The organism is Clostridium sp. D5 (genome assembly GCF_000190355.1).
Classification (GTDB): Bacteria; Bacillota; Clostridia; order Lachnospirales; family Lachnospiraceae; genus Faecalicatena; species Faecalicatena fissicatena_A.
Window position 1 is genome coordinate 35,904 of the sequence record NZ_GL870821.1, and the last position, 17,178, is coordinate 53,081.

The following is a 17,178-nucleotide window of genomic DNA, read 5'->3' on the forward strand; positions in this document are numbered from 1 at the left end:
AAAGAAAGTTGAGAAGTTACTCCATTTAAAGTATAATTATTTTATTCTATGTAAAACCAAAATACAATTGTTTCGAAATACTTCGGGGGGAGGTTTTCGGATAAGACAAAAAGAAAAGAGGAAGATTTAATGAACTGGACCGATAACGTTGTTATGAGGGCACTAGGCCGGGTATGTGATTTTATGCTGCTGAACATCATGTGGATTATATGCTCCATTCCGATTATCACAATTGGGGCATCGACAACCGCTCTGTACACCGTGATGCTGAAACTGGTAAAGAACGAAGAAGGCTATATTGTAAAAGGATTTTTAGGTGCATTTAAGGAGAACTTCAAAAAAAGTACTATAATGTGGCTGATCCTGCTGGCTGTTGGTATCATAATTGGCATCGATTTCCGTTTCTCAGCAGTCATGGAGTCGACAATGCGTACTGTATTTCAGAGTATCTTTTTAGTGCTTGGTGCAGTATGGCTGTGTATGGTGGTCTATGTCTTCCCTTTAACGGCACGTTACGAGAATACAATCAAGAATACGTTCAAAAACGCGGTGCTTTTATCCGTAGCCAAACTGCCGTATACAGTACTGATGCTTATCATCACTGCAGGCCCGGTTTTCATAACTTTGCTGAACACACGGAATCTGCTGATCGGTCTGGCAGTATGGATCATCATCGGCGTGTCACTGGTTGCCTGGCTGAACTCATTCTTATTGCGTAAAGTTTTCGAAATATTTCATACAAACGAGAATTAAGAGAAAATGAAGAGCAAAGGGGTCAGACCCCTTTGCAAAGGAGAGGAAAATAATGAACTTTTTAGAGGAAAGAATTTTAAAAGACGGTATTGTGAAGGAAGGGAATGTGCTGAAGGTGGACAGTTTTCTGAATCATCAGATGGATATTGATCTGTTTGATGAGATGGGGAAGGAATTCAGAAAACGTTTTGCGGATAAGCCGATTAATAAGATTCTGACCATTGAGGCATCCGGGATTGGAATTGCCTGTATTGTGGCAAAGCACTTTAATGTTCCTGTTGTTTTTGCTAAAAAGTCTAAAAGCATTAACCTGGAAGGGGAGATGTATGTTGCTGAGGTGGAATCTTTTACTCACAAATGCAAGAACAATGTGATCGTTGCACAGAAGTTCCTCTCTCCTGATGATCATATCCTGATTATCGATGACTTCCTGGCAAATGGATGTGCGCTTCAGGGTCTGATCCGGATTGTACAATCGGCTGGCGGTGCAGTGGAAGGAATTGGGATCGCCATTGAAAAAGGCTTCCAGTCCGGCGGACGCATGATCCGGAACCTGGGCTTCCAGCTGGAGTCTCTGGCGATTGTGGAGAGTATGGATGCAGAGAGCGGGACAATCAAATTTCGTGAACAGCAGTAATTGGATTTGTACAATAAAAGTGTTACAATAGTAACAGCAATGAGACAAAGCGGCAGAGGGATTCTATTTTGAATAGTCAATTTGAACCACCAGTATATGGGCTTGTCTTCGATATGGACGGGCTCATTTTCAATTCGGAAAGAGTCGTGCAGCGGTCCTGGGAATGGGCAGGAGCGGTGCTTGGCTATGAATGTTTCGGAGAACATATTTATAATACAATTGGATTTAACGTGAAACGCCGGGAAGAGTATTTCAAGGAAAATGTGGATCCGGATTTTCCAATGGCGGATTTTACGGTGCTGACCCGCAAGGAGTATCAAAAGATTATAAGCGGAGAAGGGCTGGATATAAAACCAGGGGTTGTGGAACTCCTGGAATTTGCTGCAGATAAGGATTACCGGATTGCCCTTGCCACATCATCGCGAAGGGAACATGCCAGCACGCTTCTGAAAGAGCATGGACTCTGGAGGTATTTTCATGGCGCAATATTTGGAGACATGGTAACTTCCAGTAAACCAAGCCCCGAGGTCTATCAGAAGGCCTGCCTGGAAATCGGGGTTGCCCCGGCTAATGCGGTGGCACTGGAGGATGCGCCTTCAGGTATCAGGTCTGCGGTTTCTGCTGGGATGCGTGCCATTATGATACCGGACCTGGTAGAACCCGATGAGGAGATTCTGAATATGGTCTGGCATCGGTTTGATACACTTTTTGATGTTCTGAAGCTTTTGAACGAAGGATAAATACAGGAGATACAGTATGCTGAAATCATATATCGCATTTGACCTGGAGACGACCGGGCTGAACCCGGAACAGAATGAAATCATAGAAATAGGCGCCCTGAAAGTGCGCGATGGAAAGGTGCAGGAGCGTTTTATGGAGTTTGTCCGCCCCACTGAGAATATCTCGCCGGTTGTTATGAATCTGACCGGAATTACCAATGAGATGGTGGCAGATGCCAGAAGCAGCCGGAATGTGATCCCGGATTTTCTTGATTTCTGCGGGGATGATATTTTGATCGGGCATAATGTTATATTTGACTACAGTTTTGTGAAAATAGGAGCCATGGCAGAAGGCCTGGATTTTGAGCGTGCGGGAATTGATACGCTGAAGATTGCAAGAAAAGTACATAAAGATATGGAATCCAAAAGTCTGGGCTGCCTGTGTGATTACTACCATATAGAAAATAATGCTGCCCACCGTGCCTACCATGATGCTCTTGCCACAGCCAAGTTATACCAGACGCTTGCCCATTATTTTGAGGCACAGGAGCCAAAGATTTTCCAGCCGGTCACACTGAGCTATAAGCAGAAAAAAGCCATGCCTGCTACTCCAAAGCAGATTGGGTTTTTAAAGAAACTGATGCTGAACAACGGGGTTCAAATGGAGTGGAACCCGGATACAATCACGAAAAATGAGGCGTCAAAAATGATTGATGATATAATCAACAAGCGGATCTGAAAACAGATCAGAATAAAAAGCCTGCCCGGAAAGTTTCTGCATTTCCACGGTAGGCTTTTACTTTTTTATCAGGATTTTAAACTACAAGAAAAATAATAATAATTCCTGTTTTTATGTTGACCCGGAAATTTTTAACAGCTATAATATAACTATTAACTGGAATCAGAGCGGCAGGGAAAAACAGAAGCGACAATTAGGAGGTATAAGATGGCAAAGTTTAAATGTGGTGTGTGCGGTTTTATCTATGATGAGGAGAAGGAAGACGTGCCCTTTTCTGAAATAGCGGCCTGTCCGGTGTGCAGACAGCCGGTTCGTGTATTTGAGAAAGAAGGGGAGGAAGAGGAAAAGAAGGAACACGAGATCCCTTCGGTGGAAAAAGAAGTAGATCCTCTGGCGTATTCCCCCGAATTCTACCGGAAAGATGATTCATGCCGGTATATGGAAGAGATTCATCAGATGGCAGTCAGCGGGAAGCCGATTATCGAGGCCATGGGTACAAAGATGCCGATGCCGGGCTGGGATGATATCCTGCTCCTGGGTGCGCAGCTCAATCCACCCCCGCTGGATGAACACGCCCCTGTAAATATAAAAACAGTGATCGGAAAAAATGCGGAAAAACCTATGGTTCTGGATGGCCCCGTGTACATATCCCACATGTCTTTCGGTGCCTTGTCCAGAGAAACAAAGATAGCACTCTCTAAGGGCTCTGCAATGGCGGGCACGGCAATGTGCAGCGGAGAGGGCGGTATTCTCCCGGAAGAAATGGCGGCGGCACACAAGTATATATTTGAATATGTGCCGAATAAATACAGCGTGACCCCGGAAAACCTGATGAATGCGGATGCCATTGAGCTGAAGATCGGTCAGGGAACCAAGCCCGGTATGGGCGGCCACCTGCCAGGCGGAAAAGTGACTCCGGAGATTGCCGCGGTCAGAAATAAGCCTTTGGGAAAGGACGTGATCAGTCCGTCCAAGTTTGAAGAGATCAACAGCAAAGAGGATTTGAAAGATCTGGTAGCACAGCTAAGGCTGGCTTCCGGCGGACGTCCGATCGGAGTAAAGATTGCGGCAGGCAGGATCGAAAAGGATCTGGAATTCTGTGTTTTTGCGGAGCCGGATTTTATAACCATTGACGGAAGAGGCGGCGCCACAGGTGCAAGCCCGAGACTGATCCGGGATGCAACCAGCGTTCCTACGATATATGCGCTCTACCGTGCGAAGAAGTATCTGCGGGAAGTTGGAGCGGATGGTATCAGCCTTGTGATCACAGGAGGCTTGCGGGTGTCCTCCGATTTTGCCAAGGCCATTGCGATGGGAGCGGATGCTGTTGCCGTTGCGTCTGCAGGACTGATTGCGGCAGCATGCCAGCAGTTCCGTATCTGCGGAAGCGGAAACTGCCCGGTAGGGGTTGCCACTCAGAACCCGGAGCTCAGGGAGCGTTTTAAGTCAGAGGCAGCGGCAAGAAGAGTTGGTAATTTCCTGAACTGCAGCTTTGAGGAATTAAGGACTTTTGCGCGGATAACAGGACATGAAGATATTCACGATCTGAATGTGGATGATCTGTGTACGATCAGCAGAGAGATTTCTGAATATACGGATATCCCTCATGCCTGATCTCTCCTGTGCATTGCGGCGGGAAGAACAGTAAGACATAATATGAGCAGAGAGGAAGAGCATAAAAATGAATGAAGATACACCAATCCGCAAACAGCTGTTTTCTATACCGAATCTGATGGGCTATTTTCGGATTCTGCTGATTCCGGTAATTGTATGGAGATATGTGACTGCGGAAACTGTGACAGATTATTATATAGCTGCGGTTATTATAGGAATTTCCGGAATCACGGATTTCCTGGATGGTTTTGTGGCGCGCAGATTCCATATGATCACAAAGGTGGGAAAAGCGCTGGATCCCATAGCAGATAAGCTGATCCAGGGTGCGATTGTCCTGTCTTTATGCTTCCGCTATCCATATATGATTGCCTTGATGGTTTTGTTTATTGTAAAAGAAGGGTTCATGGGCATTATGGGGATTATTATGCTCCGGAGAGGGAAGATGCTGGATGGGGCAAAATGGTTCGGTAAGGTGTGTACGGCGGTGCTGTATGTTGTGATGTTTTTGCTGATCCTCTTTCCTCAGCTTCCGGAAAGCGCGGTGAATGGAATGATCCTTCTGTGCGGGGCACTGATGCTGTATTCCTTTGTCGCCTATATTCCGATTTTTCGGAAGATGGGGCGTGATTCATAAAATCTTATAAACTCTTAAGAATTTCTTTTGGTTCTTATACCAGCCTCCTTTAGAAATCTGTTTTATCCTATAAACAGCTAAAGGAGGCTGTTTCTATGAATATCCAGACATTAACTCAATATTTTCTTGAATATGGTGCCTTTTTTATCTACCTGATTGTCCTATTGGAATATATGAATCTTCCGGGTTTCCCGGCAGGACTGATCATGCCGCTGGCAGGAATCTGGGCCGCAAAGGGCGACATCAGTTTTCCGATTGTAATGCTTTTGTCCGTTGCGGCAGGGCTGACTGGAAGCTGGATCCTGTATTTTCTCGGAAGGCTGGGCGGCTCGAAAGTGATGGGGTTCTATTTTAAAAAATTTCCGAAACATCAGGTTGTGATAGAGGAGAAGATGGAAATGCTGCGTGAGAAGGGATGCATCGGAGTATTTGTCAGCAAGCTGCTGCCCATGGTGCGGACGATCATATCGATACCGGCAGGGATGGTAAAGATGGATTTCCTGAAATATACGGTTAGTTCTACAGTTGGCATTTTCTTATGGAACCTGGTATTTGTCGGAGCCGGGTACTTTTTCGGAGATGCGGCAATTAAGCTGCTGGCATAGACGAAGGCCCGGGAAGGCGCAGAGAGAAGGCAGATAAGATGCAGACAGAGGAGGAGCAAAGCATGAAAATCGCAATGTTGACCAATAATTATAAACCTTTCGTAGGTGGGGTACCCATTTCCGTCGAAAGACAGGCCAGGGAACTTGCAAAACTAGGACATGAGGTGACAGTATTTGCCCCCGAATATAAACAGACAGATGACGGACGGCTTCGGGAAGAGGAAGAAGGTCCGCAGGAAGGGCGCAGAGAGCGTGTAATCCGATATAAAACCAGCAGTAGAAAGATGGAAAACGGAATGGTTTATCCCAGGCTGGTCAGCAGAGAGATTATACAGGTATTTGAAAAAGAACAGTTTGACTGTATCCATGTACATCATCCGATGTTTGTGGGGACGATGGCATTATATCTGGGGAAAAAGTATGATTTGCCTGTGATATACACATACCATACAAAATATGAGGACTATCTTCACTATATACGGCCATTTCAGTCCATAGAGGAAAAAAGCGCCGTGAGCCAGAAGATATACCGACTGGGAAAAGAAACAGTAGTGCCGGGCTTTATGCGGTGGTTTACGAACCAGTGCGATCTGGTACTGGCTCCGACTTTCAGTATGCAGGAAGCCATGCGCAATGGAGGGACCAGGACCCCGACGGCAATATTTCCGACAGGACTGGAGGATTCCTTTTATATCAGGGATGAAGAAAAATCTGCAGCAGTCAGAGCGCAGTATCTGCAGGGGCGGAAACATTTATTCTGTACAGTATCCCGCCTGGAGGAGGAGAAAAATCCCCGGTTTATGCTTCAGGGAATTGCAAGGCTGAAAGAGCGGATGGAGGAATCATTCCGGGTGCTGTTTATCGGAGAGGGAAGTATGAGAGACGAACTCGAAAAGATGGCAGAGGAGCTTGGAATATCGGAGGAGACAGTGTTTGTAGGAAATGTAGATAATCAGGAAATGAAACATTTTCTGGGGGCCAGTGAATTGTTTTTATTCACATCTAAATCCGAGACACAGGGAATCGTATTAGTAGAAGCATTTGCAGCAGGTATTCCGGTTGTCGCTGTCAATGCCACCGGTGTGGAGGACATTGTAGTGAACGGGAAAAACGGCTATGCCACGAGTGAAGATATAGAAGAGTGGTCTGCGAGAATTGTGGAAGCAATGCAGAATGAGAACTATGAGAAGTTAAAAGTGCAGGCCGGGCTGACCGCATCGGGATTCAGATCATCCAGACTGGCCATATATGAAGAAATGCTGTATGCACAGTGTATAAATGAAAGAGAGAAAGAGGGATCAGCATATGAAAATGAGAGAAATCGGGCAGAACGTTTTGGGTCATCTATTTACAGGCTATTTAAAGCTTCTTGAAAAAACAGTCGTAATACAGTGGGCCGAAAATTCAATCAGCGGTGGCAGTCAGATCTTCGGATTCTGGCACGAGGACAGTTTCTTTATGAATATGGTGCTTTCAGAACTTTCCAAACAGACCAGTCCGGTAGATGTGATCGTGACTGCAGATACAAGAGGGGATTATATTCAGAAGATGATAGAGCGCAGCGGAGGACACGCGCTTAGAGTCCCGGACGGCTTTGCCAGCTTCAAAGCGCTCAAAATCATTATGCAGAACGCATATGAAAGAACTCGTTCCATCGCCGTTGCCCTTGACGGCCCGCTGGGTCCCAGACACGAACCGAAAAAACTGGCATTTTATCTGTCAGAACAGGCTGAAGAAGACTTTGTCGGGATATCTCTTTCCTATTCCGCAAAACTCAGAATGACCTGGAGATGGGATAAATACGTGATTCCACTTCCATTTTCCACAGTGACAATCGCAGCCCATAACTACGGAGAAGTCAATAAAAAGAATATTCCGGAACTTCCAACCGGTGCAAATATGCCGAAATGTGGTATACTGGTAAAAGAAATTTAAAAGTTTAGGGGTCTGACCCCTATGCCAAAGGGGTCAGACCCCTTTGAAAAAAATTATCAGGAGGAAGTTATGGAAACAAATCATATATTAATCGTAGAGGACGACAAAGAAATCAGAGAAGGCGTACAGATTTATCTGCAAAGCCAGGGGTACAAGGTGTATCAGGCGGCGGATGGAGTGGAAGGCCTGGAAGTTATGGAGAAGGAAGAGATCCATCTGGCAATCGTGGATGTGATGATGCCAAGGATGGATGGAATCAGGATGACGATGAAGCTGAGGGAGAAGTATGATTTTCCGGTGATTATGCTTTCGGCGAAGTCTGAGGAAGTAGATAAAATTATGGGGCTGAATATTGGTGCAGATGATTATGTGACGAAGCCATTTACGCCCATGGAACTGATGGCCAGGGTGAACTCACAGCTGAGGCGTTACCGCCGGTTTATGGAAAAACTGGAGCCCAAGGAAAATGTGCATGTGATCGGCGGTCTGGAGATCAATGAGGATCGGGTCGAAGTATTGGTGGACGGCAATCCGGTGAAAATGACACCGATTGAATATAAGATTTTGCTGCTTCTGGCAAAGAATCCGGGGCGTGTTTTTTCTGCGGAAGAAATCTATGAAAGAGTATGGCAGGAAAAGGCAATAAGCACAGATACGATCATGGTACATGTGCGGAATATACGAGAGAAGATTGAGGTGGATCCAAAGAATCCAAAATATTTGAAGGTGGTGTGGGGAGTTGGATACAAAATTGAAAAGCAGTCGTAGACTGGCAACAATACTGACTATTGCGGTTCTGCTTATCTGTTCATTAGGGATGGTGCTGGCGTATCCTGTTTTTTCACGGGAAATGCAGTCCAGGCTGGATGGGAATACAGCCAGTGCAGATGAAATCATGAGGATATCAGAAGGTCTGATTGAAGGCAACTATATTTTATATAATGAGGTATATGAAGAAACAGACAGAGCATATGTATTACAACGGTACGGTGGGGATCGCTTTGACCTGTTAAGAAAATACATGGATTATGAAGTATTTGACTGGGATGGAAATGCACTTCTGGAAAGCAACAGTAAAACGGTACTTGAGAATCTGGCAAAAAAAGAGGATACCGATTATGCCTTCCGTGCAGCGTTTACTTTCCAGGAGGATGGAGAAATGTCCGACATCCAGGTAAACGGAAGTATGCTCAATGAAAGAACAGAATATGAGATCGAGCAGTATTTACTGGAACAGCAGGTTATAAATAACGAATGGAGAGGAATTTCTGACCCTTCAGAGGTACAGATTGTTTATGGAGTGGCAGAAGAGAATCTAAATTCTTATATTGAAAGTAATGATATGAATATTGATTCTTCGGTGGCAGAACTCATGTCAAATGCCATGTTCGGCGGATTTATCATGTTATTTGCAGCTGTACTTGCAGTAACGGCAATCGTCCTTTCCGTAAATAAGAGTTTTGAATATGGCAGACAAAAAGTATTCAGCGTTCCCTTTGAAGTTGTACTGATTGTTCTGGGGGTGCTGGTTAGTGCGGCGTATTACCCGGCAAAGATGGTATGGATTACAATTGACGGCGGGATAGTAGAATACCTTACAGGGATCAATGGCCAGATAAATTCAGTACTGTCCTTTGTCATTAATGTAGCGATGTGGCTTTTGATATTTGGAATTGCATTCTGGGGCTTTGTTTGTCTGAGTGCGATGTTTACTATGAAAAAAGAATACTGGAAGCAGAGAACTTTATGTGCAAGGTTTCTGCGCTGGATGAAACAAGGCGGTGATGAATATGGGGAAAAAGTAAAGAAAGGTGCCGGGGGCATATGGAGCCGGATAAAACGGTTCTTTAAAAAGCAGTATGATATGCTTATGCATCTTGATTTTCAGGATAAAACAAACCGGACTATTTTTAAGATAATAGCCATTAACTTTGTCGTGCTGCTTGTTGTCTGCAGCCTTTGGTTTTATGGAATTGCAGCGCTTTTTGTTTATTCTGTCGTATTGTTTATCTTTTTGAAAAAATACTCGAATGATATTCAGAGAAAGTATAGGCTTCTTCTCAGTGCAACAAATCAGCTTGCCGAGGGAGATCTGGATACTCCAATTGAAGGTGATATGGGAATATTCAATCCGATTGAAGAAGAACTCAAGAAGATTCAGAACGGATTTAAAAAAGCAGTGGAAGAGGAAGTGAAAAGTGAGAGGATGAAGACAGAACTGATCACCAATGTTTCGCACGATCTGAAAACACCGCTGACTGCAATCATAACATATACGGATCTTGTAAAGAACGAGACAGACGTGGATAAAAGAAAAGAATATATTCAAGTATTAGAGCGCAAGTCTCTTCGGCTGAAGGTTTTGATAGAGGATCTTTTTGAAATCAGCAAGGCCACGAGTAAAAATATAACCATGAATTTTATGCGGGTTGACATTGTTGATTTGCTAAAACAGGTGGGATTGGAGTATGATAATAAAATAAAAGAAACAAATTTGGATTTCCGATGGAATCTTCCAGAGCACAAGATCGTACTCTGGCTGGACAGTCAGAAAACTTACAGGATTTTCGAGAACCTCATCGTAAATATCACAAAATATGCAATGCCGCATACAAGGGTATACGTAGAAATGAGGGAACTGGAAAACCAGGTGTATATTTCCATGAAGAATATTTCTGCGACAGAGCTGAGCTTCAACACAGAGGAAATTACCGACAGATTCGTCCGGGGAGATGCTTCAAGAAATACAGAAGGTTCCGGACTGGGGCTTGCAATTGCAAAAACCTTTACGGAACTGCAGCACGGCAACCTGAAGATCTCGACAGATGCAGATTTGTATAAGGCAGAAATTATATTTCCAAAAAGGCTGGAAGCAGAGGCACACAATGGGGAATCAGAACAGAATAAAACGGTGCAGGATGGAAACGAGGAAAGAAAATAGTTTCCTACTGCTCAAGGGGGTCAGACCCTTCTGCAAAGGGGTCTGACCCCCTTGAAGTCCGTTTTCAGAATTGTTTTACATTTTAAGGTTACCAAGCAGTTTTTTAGAGGGGAGTTAACAAATGGATAAAAATTATAAGCAACTCAAAGTTTGGCAGGGACTGGCAGTTTTGGCATCAGCGGCAGTTGTTATATTTATAGTTTCACCCGGGTTGCTGTCTCCGTTTGGTATTTATGGATCTTTGCTGGCAGAATGGCTGATGCTGGCGGCCGCACTGGGGTTGGTGCTTGCTTTTAGAGGAAACCCGCGGGAACTGTTTCCCTTCAGAAAGCCTGCAGGAGTCGGTATTTTTGGTACAGTTTTGATGTGGGTGGGCGCCTTTCTTGTTGAAATGACGCTGGTACTGCTTGTGAGTATTTTCTTCCCGGAAGAAATCCAGGGGGTGAACGCGGGCCTGAGTTCAGAAATGCTGAATATTCCTTTTTTGGCAGCGCTTCTTATCATTGCAGTCACGCCAGCTATTTGTGAGGAAATTGTTTTTCGCGGAATCTTTCTGAAAAGTCTGAAGCCGCAGAAATATAAATGGGCAGCAATCTTAATAAGCGGGGCTATATTCGGGGCCTTCCATGGCGATGTTTTCCGGTTCATCCCTACTGCTGTAGGCGGCGTGGTCCTGGCATGGATATTACTGGAAAGCGGGAATATGTTTTATAATTGCTTTTTTCACTTTATCAACAATCTGCTGCCGATTATCCTGCTTTTTGGAATGAAGGATGTGTATGCACAACTTGGGGCATGGAATGCAGCAGGATATCAGAGTAAATCGCTGCCTATGATGAGCGCGGGGCTCTATATGATGATGTGTGCAGCAGCTCCAGCCTGTTTATATATCGGAAATTACCTGCTGCACAGCCGTACACCTGGATACCGTGACAAACTGTTCCCGAAAGGAAGACCAGGAACAGTAATAGGACTAATTGCTATATCTGCAGCATTGTTTTTATGCGGGGCAGGCTTGATGTTATACGGATTTATCTCATTGCAGATCAAATAAAAAAACCCGGGCAACCGGGTTTTTAAATTGTAAAACTATTCTGAAAATGGAGCTCAAAGGGGTCTGACCCCTCCAAAGATCTCGATACTTCTCTCCAGTATTCCCTGCATATGAGCGATAACGATCCCATAGTTGGTAATAGGAATGTCCTGATCTTCTGCGCATTTCAGGCGGTATTTCATTTCTCTTTCATTCAGCGTACAGCCTCCGCAGTGGACGATCAGCCTGTATTTCGACACGTCCATGGGGAATTCTGTGCCGCTTGAAAATTCAAAATTCACTTTTTTACCGGTATAGCTGGTAATCCAGCGGGGCAGTTTAACAGTTCCGATATCTTCACACTGACGATGATGGGTACAGCCTTCTGATATGAGAATGGTATCTCCGTCTGCCAGTGTATCCAGTGCTTTTGCCCCCCTTACAACTGTATCCAGACTGCCTTTATAACGGGCAAATAAAATGGAAAAGGAGGTCAGCGGTATATCGGAAGGCACTACAGCGGATACCTTCGCGAATACCTGGCTGTCAGTGATTACGAGTGCCGGTGCCTTGCCCAGCTGCCGCAGTGTTTCTTCCAGCTCCGATTCTTTTACTACAATGGATACAGCGCCGGCTTCCAGAATATCACGGATTGTCTGCTGCTGGGGAAGGATCAGCCGCCCTTTTGGAGCTGCTTTATCAATCGGGACGACCAGAACCACAAAGTCGGATGGCTGAATCAGGTCACTCACGATCCGCTGCTCATTTTCAGCCGGTGCCTGCCGCGCAATCAGCTCCTTGAGCTCATGGATATTCTCTCCGGTAACAGTGCTCACCGCAATGATATTGTCGGAAGGAACATCAGGCATATTCACAGACGAAGCCGCATTCGAGGTTCCTGCAATATCGGATTTATTTAAAACTATAACAAAAGGAATCTGCTTTTTCATAATCCGGTCCAGGATACCCGCATCCGCTTCTGTCATTCCGGCAGTGCTGTCAATGACAAGAACAGCGATATCCGTTTTATTCAGAATCTGGTATGCTTTCTGAATCCTGAGTTTACCCAGTTCCCCGGTATCGTCAAGCCCGGGGGTGTCGATGATAACCACGGGTCCCAGCGGGAGCAGCTCCATCGCCTTGAGAACCGGGTCTGTGGTCGTGCCTTTGATGTCAGATACAATGGCAAGGTTCTGGCCGGTAATCGCGTTTATAATACTTGATTTTCCCGCGTTTCTCCTGCCGAAGATGCCGATATGGACTCTGTCTGAAGACGGCGTTGAATTTAAACTCATATATAACCTCCTGTAAAATATACTGGTACATCGAATAATAATTAACTTACTTTTCGATATACTAGAAACGGAAATCTCTCCTGTTATCCTGCTCAATCAGACGCAGATTATCAATCACAACTGCACGTGCCTTCTCGTTTGGAACGTTCAATACCTCTTTCTCAATCAGTTTATCACCGAGTGCCTTCGTCTCAGGAGAAGCATAATCCATTAAATACTCTTTAAGAGTCATCAGAGCATTCGGATGGCAGCAGTTCTGGATCTGGCCGCTCTTGCACAGAGACATAAAACGGTCGCCTGTACGTCCTTCCCTGTAGCATGCGGTACAGAAACTTGGAATATAATCCATTTCCATCAGCCAGTGAACGACCTCGTCCAGAGTTCTTTTATCACTGACATCGAACTGTTCAGATTTTGCATCGTCCGGTTCCGGCTCGCAGTAACCGCCCACACTTGTGCGGGAACCGCCGCTGATCTGGGAGATTCCGAGGTGCAGTACTCTTTCACGGCATTTTTGGCTCTCCCTAGTAGAAATAATCATTCCGGTGTAAGGAACTGCGATTCTGATGCAGGCAACAATCTTGGCAAATGTATCATCATCAATTCCGTTATCAAAAGAATCCGCATCGATATCATCGGCATGGCGCAGCCGCGGAACACTGATTGTATGCGGCCCCACACCAAATGCAGCTTCCAGATGTTCTGCATGCATCAGCAGTCCGGCAAATTCATAGCGGAATTTGTCCAGCCCGAAAAGCACGCCAACACCTACATCATCAATGCCGCCCTCCATAGCGCGGTCCATAGCCTCGGTGTGATAATCATAATCATGCTTTGGTCCTGTAGGATGAAGCTCCAGATAACTTTCTTTGTGGTAAGTCTCCTGGAACAAAATGTAGGTGCCGATGCCTGCCTCTTTGAGCAGACGGTAGTTATCCACCGTAGTTGCTGCAATATTAATGTTCACGCGGCGGATAGCTCCATTCTTATGCTTGATACTGTAGATCGTTTTAATGGATTCCAGATAATAGTCCATTGTATTGCGGACCGGATCCTCCCCGGCTTCCAGGGCAAGACGCTTGTGTCCCATATCCTGCAGCGCGATAACCTCTTTGCGGATTTCCTCCTGTGAAAGCTGTTTCCGGGCAATGTGTTTATTCTTGCTGTGATAAGGGCAGTATGTACATCCATTGATACAGTAGTTGGACAGATACAGAGGCGCAAACATAACAATACGGTTGCCGTAAAAATCCTTTTTAATCTGCTCCGCCAGCGTGAAAATCTCCTGATTCTTTTCCTCGATCTGACAGGCAAGCAGGACAGTGGCTTCCCTGTGGGTAAGTCCTTTTCTCTTTTTTGCTTTTTCAATCAGAGAATCGATCAGTGCTACATTACATTTGTTCTCGTCTGCATAAGCAAGCGTTTCCAGAATTTCCTCATGGTTAATAAAGTCATCGGCGTGTTTGGAATTCACATCATACATTTTTGTATCCTCCATTTTTCTTTTATATGTAAAAATATAGTTAACAGGATCAGGTTTTACTCGGCGGTAACAGGGGCCGTATTGAGCGAGTCACCACGGGAAACCGCAATATCATAGCCGATGGAATTCATGCGGCGTTCCAGACATTTCCGGCACTCGGCGGCTTCATCCCCGGTGCAGATTTTGTTATCGTAGAGCAGGTAATCTCCCCGTACCTCTACAGGAGAAAGATTGGGCATCACTACATTTGCACCTGCCAGAATCCCTTTTTCCCTGCCGTTTGGGGCAATTGTCCCGAGAGCGGTGGTGGCAGGCAGCAGAACCTTCGGCAGCATCAGACGGATCAGCCCCAGCATGAACAGCGTCAACTCCAGCGTTCCGGCAGTATATTCGGCGAAAGGCGTCTCATGGTGGGGAATAAAAGGACCGATTCCTACCATCTGCGGATTCAGTTTTTTTAAGAAGAGCATATCATCGGCCAGATTTTCCGGAGCCTGGAAGGGCGAACCTACCATAAAACCAGTGCCTGTCTGATAGCCGATCTCTTTCAGATCCCAGAGGCACTGCTGGCGGTGGGCGGCGGTGAGGGATTCCGGATGCAGCTTCTGATAGTGGTCTGCATCACAGGTCTCATGCCTGAGCAGATAACGGTCCGCACCGGCATCATACAGGCGCTGATAGCTTTCCCGTGTGCGCTCTCCGATGGAGAGAGTGATGGCACAATCCGGAAAATGTTCTCGAATGCTTTGTACGATATCAACCATAATTTCATCCGTATAGTGTCCGTCCTCCCCGCCCTGCAGGACGAAAGTACGGAACCCAAGGCCGTATCCCTTCGTGCAGCATTCCAGAATGGCTTCTTTGTCCAGACGGTAGCGGTGCGCGCTGGTGTTGCTCCTGCGGATACCGCAGTAATAACAGTCATTTCTGCAGTAATTGGTAAACTCAATCAGGCCGCGGATATACACATCGTGACCATAGTATTTATGTCTGATTGCGCGAGCCCGCTCAAATAAGTATTCTGCAAGATCCGGCGTGCGGCCCCGGATAAGGGCCGACCACTCATCTCTGGAAAGGGAGCCGGTCTGCTCCAGTTTATCGATCAAATGCTTCATAAAAAATCTCCTTTTTAAGAACGCGGCAGTAAAGCGTTCGAATTGTTTTAAAATCTGCAGTCATATGTCTACTTTGCCTTTGCATAAATTGTTTTGGTGCTGACGCCCGGCAGCATCCCCAGTTTCCCGGAGAGCGCGCTGATGATATCATTTGGCGCATCCATTGCTATGCTGATAATAGAAATATTTTTTTCACGATATGGAATCCCCATTCTGCCGACAATATACTGGCCATATTCGCTGAGCAGATGGTTCAGTTCATCCACTGAATCTGTACAGTCCAGGACAATTCCAATCAGAGCGATTCTTGTCTCCATAAAACCTCCTCTTATTCTGTTAATTTAAACAAGTGCAAAAAAATACCTGCACCAAAGGCGCAGGCGATAAAAGGGGCAGTAATCCCCTTATTAATAACGGAAAAATTCCGTATAATATCTCTGTGCGCCTTTTTACTCAGGTGTTACCCTTTATAATCAGAACGAATTTATAATAAATTATAGCACAATAAATAAATATTACAATATGATTCGGAAAAGGTTCACATTTTTGTGCAGTTTGATGATAAGATAAAATAAATCACCGCAGCTTTAAACCAGATTTTCAAGGGATTTATCTGTTTTTTAGGGCATATTAAATCCAGGGAAAACCATTGATAAAATATTGACAAAGCAGATGTCATATGTTACATTTAGACTATAGTACGAACAATGGTCTAAAACATGTTTTAATTTACATTATAAAAGGTAAGTGAGGATTGGAACTATGAGTCTGATAACCGACATTCAGAAGTATTCTATCCATGACGGGGATGGGATCCGGACAACCGTGTTTTTCAAGGGCTGCCGTCTGAGATGCGTCTGGTGCCACAACCCCGAGACGCAGAGCTTAAAAAAAGAATTGCTGTATGACAGCGAAAGGTGTGTTGGCTGCGGAAGCTGTGTGAAAGCCTGTCCAAATGGGGCGATTAAGATGGAGGGCCAAAAGGCCGTTACAGACAGGGCTAAATGTACAGCCTGTGGGATATGTACGGATTACTGCAATCTGAACCTCAGGGAGATCGCCGGAAAAGAGTACACAGTCGATGAACTTGTAAAAGAACTCAGGAAAGACGAGATGTTTTACGAAGAATCGGGAGGAGGTGTCACGCTTTCAGGCGGAGAAGTGATGACTGCGGACATGGATTATCTGGAGGCGCTTGTGAAAAAGCTGCACCACTTCGGGATTTCTGTCACAATTGATACCTGCGGACAGGCGCCGTATGAAAATTATGAGCGGATACTGCCATATACGGATACATTTCTGTATGACATCAAGACATTGGATACAAAGCTGCATAAAAAGTATATGGGGGCGGGCAATGAGCTGATTCTGGGAAATCTGGAAAGGCTGAGTCGCGATGGAGCCAGGATCTATATCCGCATTCCGACAATCAAAGAGGTGAACGGGAATGAAGATGCCATGAAGGCGATGATCCGGTACCTGCAGGAGAAAAATATCCATGCAGCGGGAGTGAATCTGCTCCCATACCACAACACCGGTTCCGGGAAATATACAAAAATAGGCAAGTGCTATGAGGGCACAGGCCTGCATGCACCTGACAAGGAAGAAATGAATCATTTTGTGGAAATGTTCCGGGAAGCCGGATTTCAGAATGTAAAAATAGGAGGTTAAAAAG

At 45.3% G+C, this 17,178-nt stretch carries 17 protein-coding genes; 13 read left to right on the plus strand and 4 right to left on the minus strand.

Annotated features, from left to right (window positions below; all coding sequences use genetic code 11):
- The first annotated feature begins 129 nt into the window (after positions 1 to 129).
- The 12 genes from HMPREF0240_RS21100 (at position 130) to HMPREF0240_RS21155 (ending at position 11,631) form a co-directional block, all read left to right on the plus strand.
- A complete protein-coding gene (locus HMPREF0240_RS21100) occupies positions 130 to 753 on the plus strand; it encodes a DUF624 domain-containing protein (RefSeq protein ID WP_009005429.1) in 624 nt (207 codons plus the stop codon).
- A gap of 52 nt (positions 754 to 805) precedes the next feature.
- Positions 806 to 1,390 (plus strand): xanthine phosphoribosyltransferase, encoded by a 585-nt coding sequence (locus HMPREF0240_RS21105; protein WP_009005430.1) that lies wholly within the window; start codon positions 806 to 808, stop codon positions 1,388 to 1,390.
- Between the two features lie 68 nt (positions 1,391 to 1,458).
- Positions 1,459 to 2,130 carry an HAD family phosphatase gene (locus HMPREF0240_RS21110; RefSeq protein WP_009005431.1) on the plus strand — a complete coding sequence of 224 codons (672 nt, stop codon included), beginning with the start codon at positions 1,459 to 1,461 and terminating at the stop codon, positions 2,128 to 2,130.
- 16 nt (positions 2,131 to 2,146) lie between these two features.
- The gene (locus tag HMPREF0240_RS21115; RefSeq protein WP_009005432.1) at positions 2,147 to 2,848 is read left to right on the plus strand and encodes a 3'-5' exonuclease; all 702 of its coding nucleotides are present in this window, start codon (positions 2,147 to 2,149) and stop codon (positions 2,846 to 2,848) included.
- 207 nt (positions 2,849 to 3,055) lie between these two features.
- Positions 3,056 to 4,462, plus strand: a complete 1,407-nt coding sequence (locus HMPREF0240_RS21120; RefSeq protein ID WP_009005433.1) for a glutamate synthase-related protein — start codon at positions 3,056 to 3,058, stop codon at positions 4,460 to 4,462.
- A 67-nt stretch (positions 4,463 to 4,529) separates the two neighbouring features.
- Positions 4,530 to 5,096, plus strand: coding sequence for a CDP-alcohol phosphatidyltransferase family protein (locus tag HMPREF0240_RS21125; RefSeq protein WP_009005434.1), 567 nt, complete (start codon positions 4,530 to 4,532; stop codon positions 5,094 to 5,096).
- A 95-nt stretch (positions 5,097 to 5,191) separates the two neighbouring features.
- Positions 5,192 to 5,701 carry a DedA family protein gene (locus HMPREF0240_RS21130; protein ID WP_009005435.1) on the plus strand — a complete coding sequence of 170 codons (510 nt, stop codon included), beginning with the start codon at positions 5,192 to 5,194 and terminating at the stop codon, positions 5,699 to 5,701.
- A gap of 62 nt (positions 5,702 to 5,763) precedes the next feature.
- Complete coding sequence (locus tag HMPREF0240_RS21135) at positions 5,764 to 7,074, plus strand: glycosyltransferase (RefSeq protein ID WP_009005436.1); 1,311 nt, start codon at positions 5,764 to 5,766, stop codon at positions 7,072 to 7,074.
- The gene (locus tag HMPREF0240_RS21140; RefSeq protein WP_198137835.1) at positions 7,007 to 7,636 is read left to right on the plus strand and encodes a hypothetical protein; all 630 of its coding nucleotides are present in this window, start codon (positions 7,007 to 7,009) and stop codon (positions 7,634 to 7,636) included. The genes HMPREF0240_RS21135 and HMPREF0240_RS21140 overlap by 68 nt, the downstream gene beginning before the upstream one ends.
- 69 nt (positions 7,637 to 7,705) lie before the next feature.
- Positions 7,706 to 8,404, plus strand: coding sequence for a response regulator transcription factor (locus HMPREF0240_RS21145; RefSeq protein ID WP_009005438.1), 699 nt, complete (start codon positions 7,706 to 7,708; stop codon positions 8,402 to 8,404).
- The gene (locus HMPREF0240_RS21150; RefSeq protein ID WP_050794592.1) at positions 8,376 to 10,577 is read left to right on the plus strand and encodes a HAMP domain-containing sensor histidine kinase; all 2,202 of its coding nucleotides are present in this window, start codon (positions 8,376 to 8,378) and stop codon (positions 10,575 to 10,577) included. Before HMPREF0240_RS21145 ends, HMPREF0240_RS21150 begins: the two co-directional genes overlap by 29 nt.
- Before the next feature lie 121 nt (positions 10,578 to 10,698).
- Positions 10,699 to 11,631: a type II CAAX endopeptidase family protein gene (locus HMPREF0240_RS21155; RefSeq protein ID WP_009005440.1), complete on the plus strand. Its 933-nt coding sequence runs from the start codon at positions 10,699 to 10,701 to the stop codon at positions 11,629 to 11,631.
- 53 nt (positions 11,632 to 11,684) lie between these two features.
- Here HMPREF0240_RS21155 and hydF read toward each other — a convergent pair whose 3' ends face one another.
- From hydF to HMPREF0240_RS21175, 4 genes are all read right to left on the minus strand, one after another.
- Entirely contained in the window at positions 11,685 to 12,905 is a 1,221-nt protein-coding gene (hydF, locus tag HMPREF0240_RS21160; RefSeq protein WP_009005441.1) for a [FeFe] hydrogenase H-cluster maturation GTPase HydF, read from the minus strand.
- A gap of 61 nt (positions 12,906 to 12,966) precedes the next feature.
- Positions 12,967 to 14,388: a [FeFe] hydrogenase H-cluster radical SAM maturase HydG gene (gene hydG, locus HMPREF0240_RS21165; RefSeq protein WP_009005442.1), complete on the minus strand. Its 1,422-nt coding sequence runs from the start codon at positions 14,386 to 14,388 to the stop codon at positions 12,967 to 12,969.
- Between the two features lie 56 nt (positions 14,389 to 14,444).
- Positions 14,445 to 15,503 carry a [FeFe] hydrogenase H-cluster radical SAM maturase HydE gene (hydE, locus tag HMPREF0240_RS21170; protein ID WP_009005443.1) on the minus strand — a complete coding sequence of 353 codons (1,059 nt, stop codon included), beginning with the start codon at positions 15,501 to 15,503 and terminating at the stop codon, positions 14,445 to 14,447.
- A 68-nt stretch (positions 15,504 to 15,571) separates the two neighbouring features.
- A complete protein-coding gene (locus tag HMPREF0240_RS21175; RefSeq protein ID WP_009005444.1) occupies positions 15,572 to 15,820 on the minus strand; it encodes a TM1266 family iron-only hydrogenase system putative regulator in 249 nt (82 codons plus the stop codon).
- 445 nt (positions 15,821 to 16,265) lie between these two features.
- Between HMPREF0240_RS21175 and HMPREF0240_RS21180 the strand changes: the two genes are divergently transcribed.
- Positions 16,266 to 17,174, plus strand: coding sequence for a trans-4-hydroxy-L-proline dehydratase activase (locus HMPREF0240_RS21180; protein ID WP_009005445.1), 909 nt, complete (start codon positions 16,266 to 16,268; stop codon positions 17,172 to 17,174).
- Positions 17,175 to 17,178: the final 4 nt, after the last annotated feature.

Coding starts and splice junctions, on each gene's coding strand:
- HMPREF0240_RS21100 (WP_009005429.1), top strand. CDS start 130: ATGAACTGGACCGATAACGTTGTTATGAGGGCACTAGGCCGGGTATGT.
- HMPREF0240_RS21105 (WP_009005430.1), top strand. CDS start 806: ATGAACTTTTTAGAGGAAAGAATTTTAAAAGACGGTATTGTGAAGGAA.
- HMPREF0240_RS21115 (WP_009005432.1), top strand. CDS start 2,147: ATGCTGAAATCATATATCGCATTTGACCTGGAGACGACCGGGCTGAAC.
- HMPREF0240_RS21120 (WP_009005433.1), top strand. CDS start 3,056: ATGGCAAAGTTTAAATGTGGTGTGTGCGGTTTTATCTATGATGAGGAG.
- HMPREF0240_RS21125 (WP_009005434.1), top strand. CDS start 4,530: ATGAATGAAGATACACCAATCCGCAAACAGCTGTTTTCTATACCGAAT.
- HMPREF0240_RS21130 (WP_009005435.1), top strand. CDS start 5,192: ATGAATATCCAGACATTAACTCAATATTTTCTTGAATATGGTGCCTTT.
- HMPREF0240_RS21135 (WP_009005436.1), top strand. CDS start 5,764: ATGAAAATCGCAATGTTGACCAATAATTATAAACCTTTCGTAGGTGGG.
- HMPREF0240_RS21140 (WP_198137835.1), top strand. CDS start 7,007: ATGAAAATGAGAGAAATCGGGCAGAACGTTTTGGGTCATCTATTTACA.
- HMPREF0240_RS21145 (WP_009005438.1), top strand. CDS start 7,706: ATGGAAACAAATCATATATTAATCGTAGAGGACGACAAAGAAATCAGA.
- HMPREF0240_RS21155 (WP_009005440.1), top strand. CDS start 10,699: ATGGATAAAAATTATAAGCAACTCAAAGTTTGGCAGGGACTGGCAGTT.
- hydF (WP_009005441.1), bottom strand. CDS start 12,905: ATGAGTTTAAATTCAACGCCGTCTTCAGACAGAGTCCATATCGGCATC.
- hydG (WP_009005442.1), bottom strand. CDS start 14,388: ATGTATGATGTGAATTCCAAACACGCCGATGACTTTATTAACCATGAG.
- hydE (WP_009005443.1), bottom strand. CDS start 15,503: ATGAAGCATTTGATCGATAAACTGGAGCAGACCGGCTCCCTTTCCAGA.
- HMPREF0240_RS21175 (WP_009005444.1), bottom strand. CDS start 15,820: ATGGAGACAAGAATCGCTCTGATTGGAATTGTCCTGGACTGTACAGAT.
- HMPREF0240_RS21180 (WP_009005445.1), top strand. CDS start 16,266: ATGAGTCTGATAACCGACATTCAGAAGTATTCTATCCATGACGGGGAT.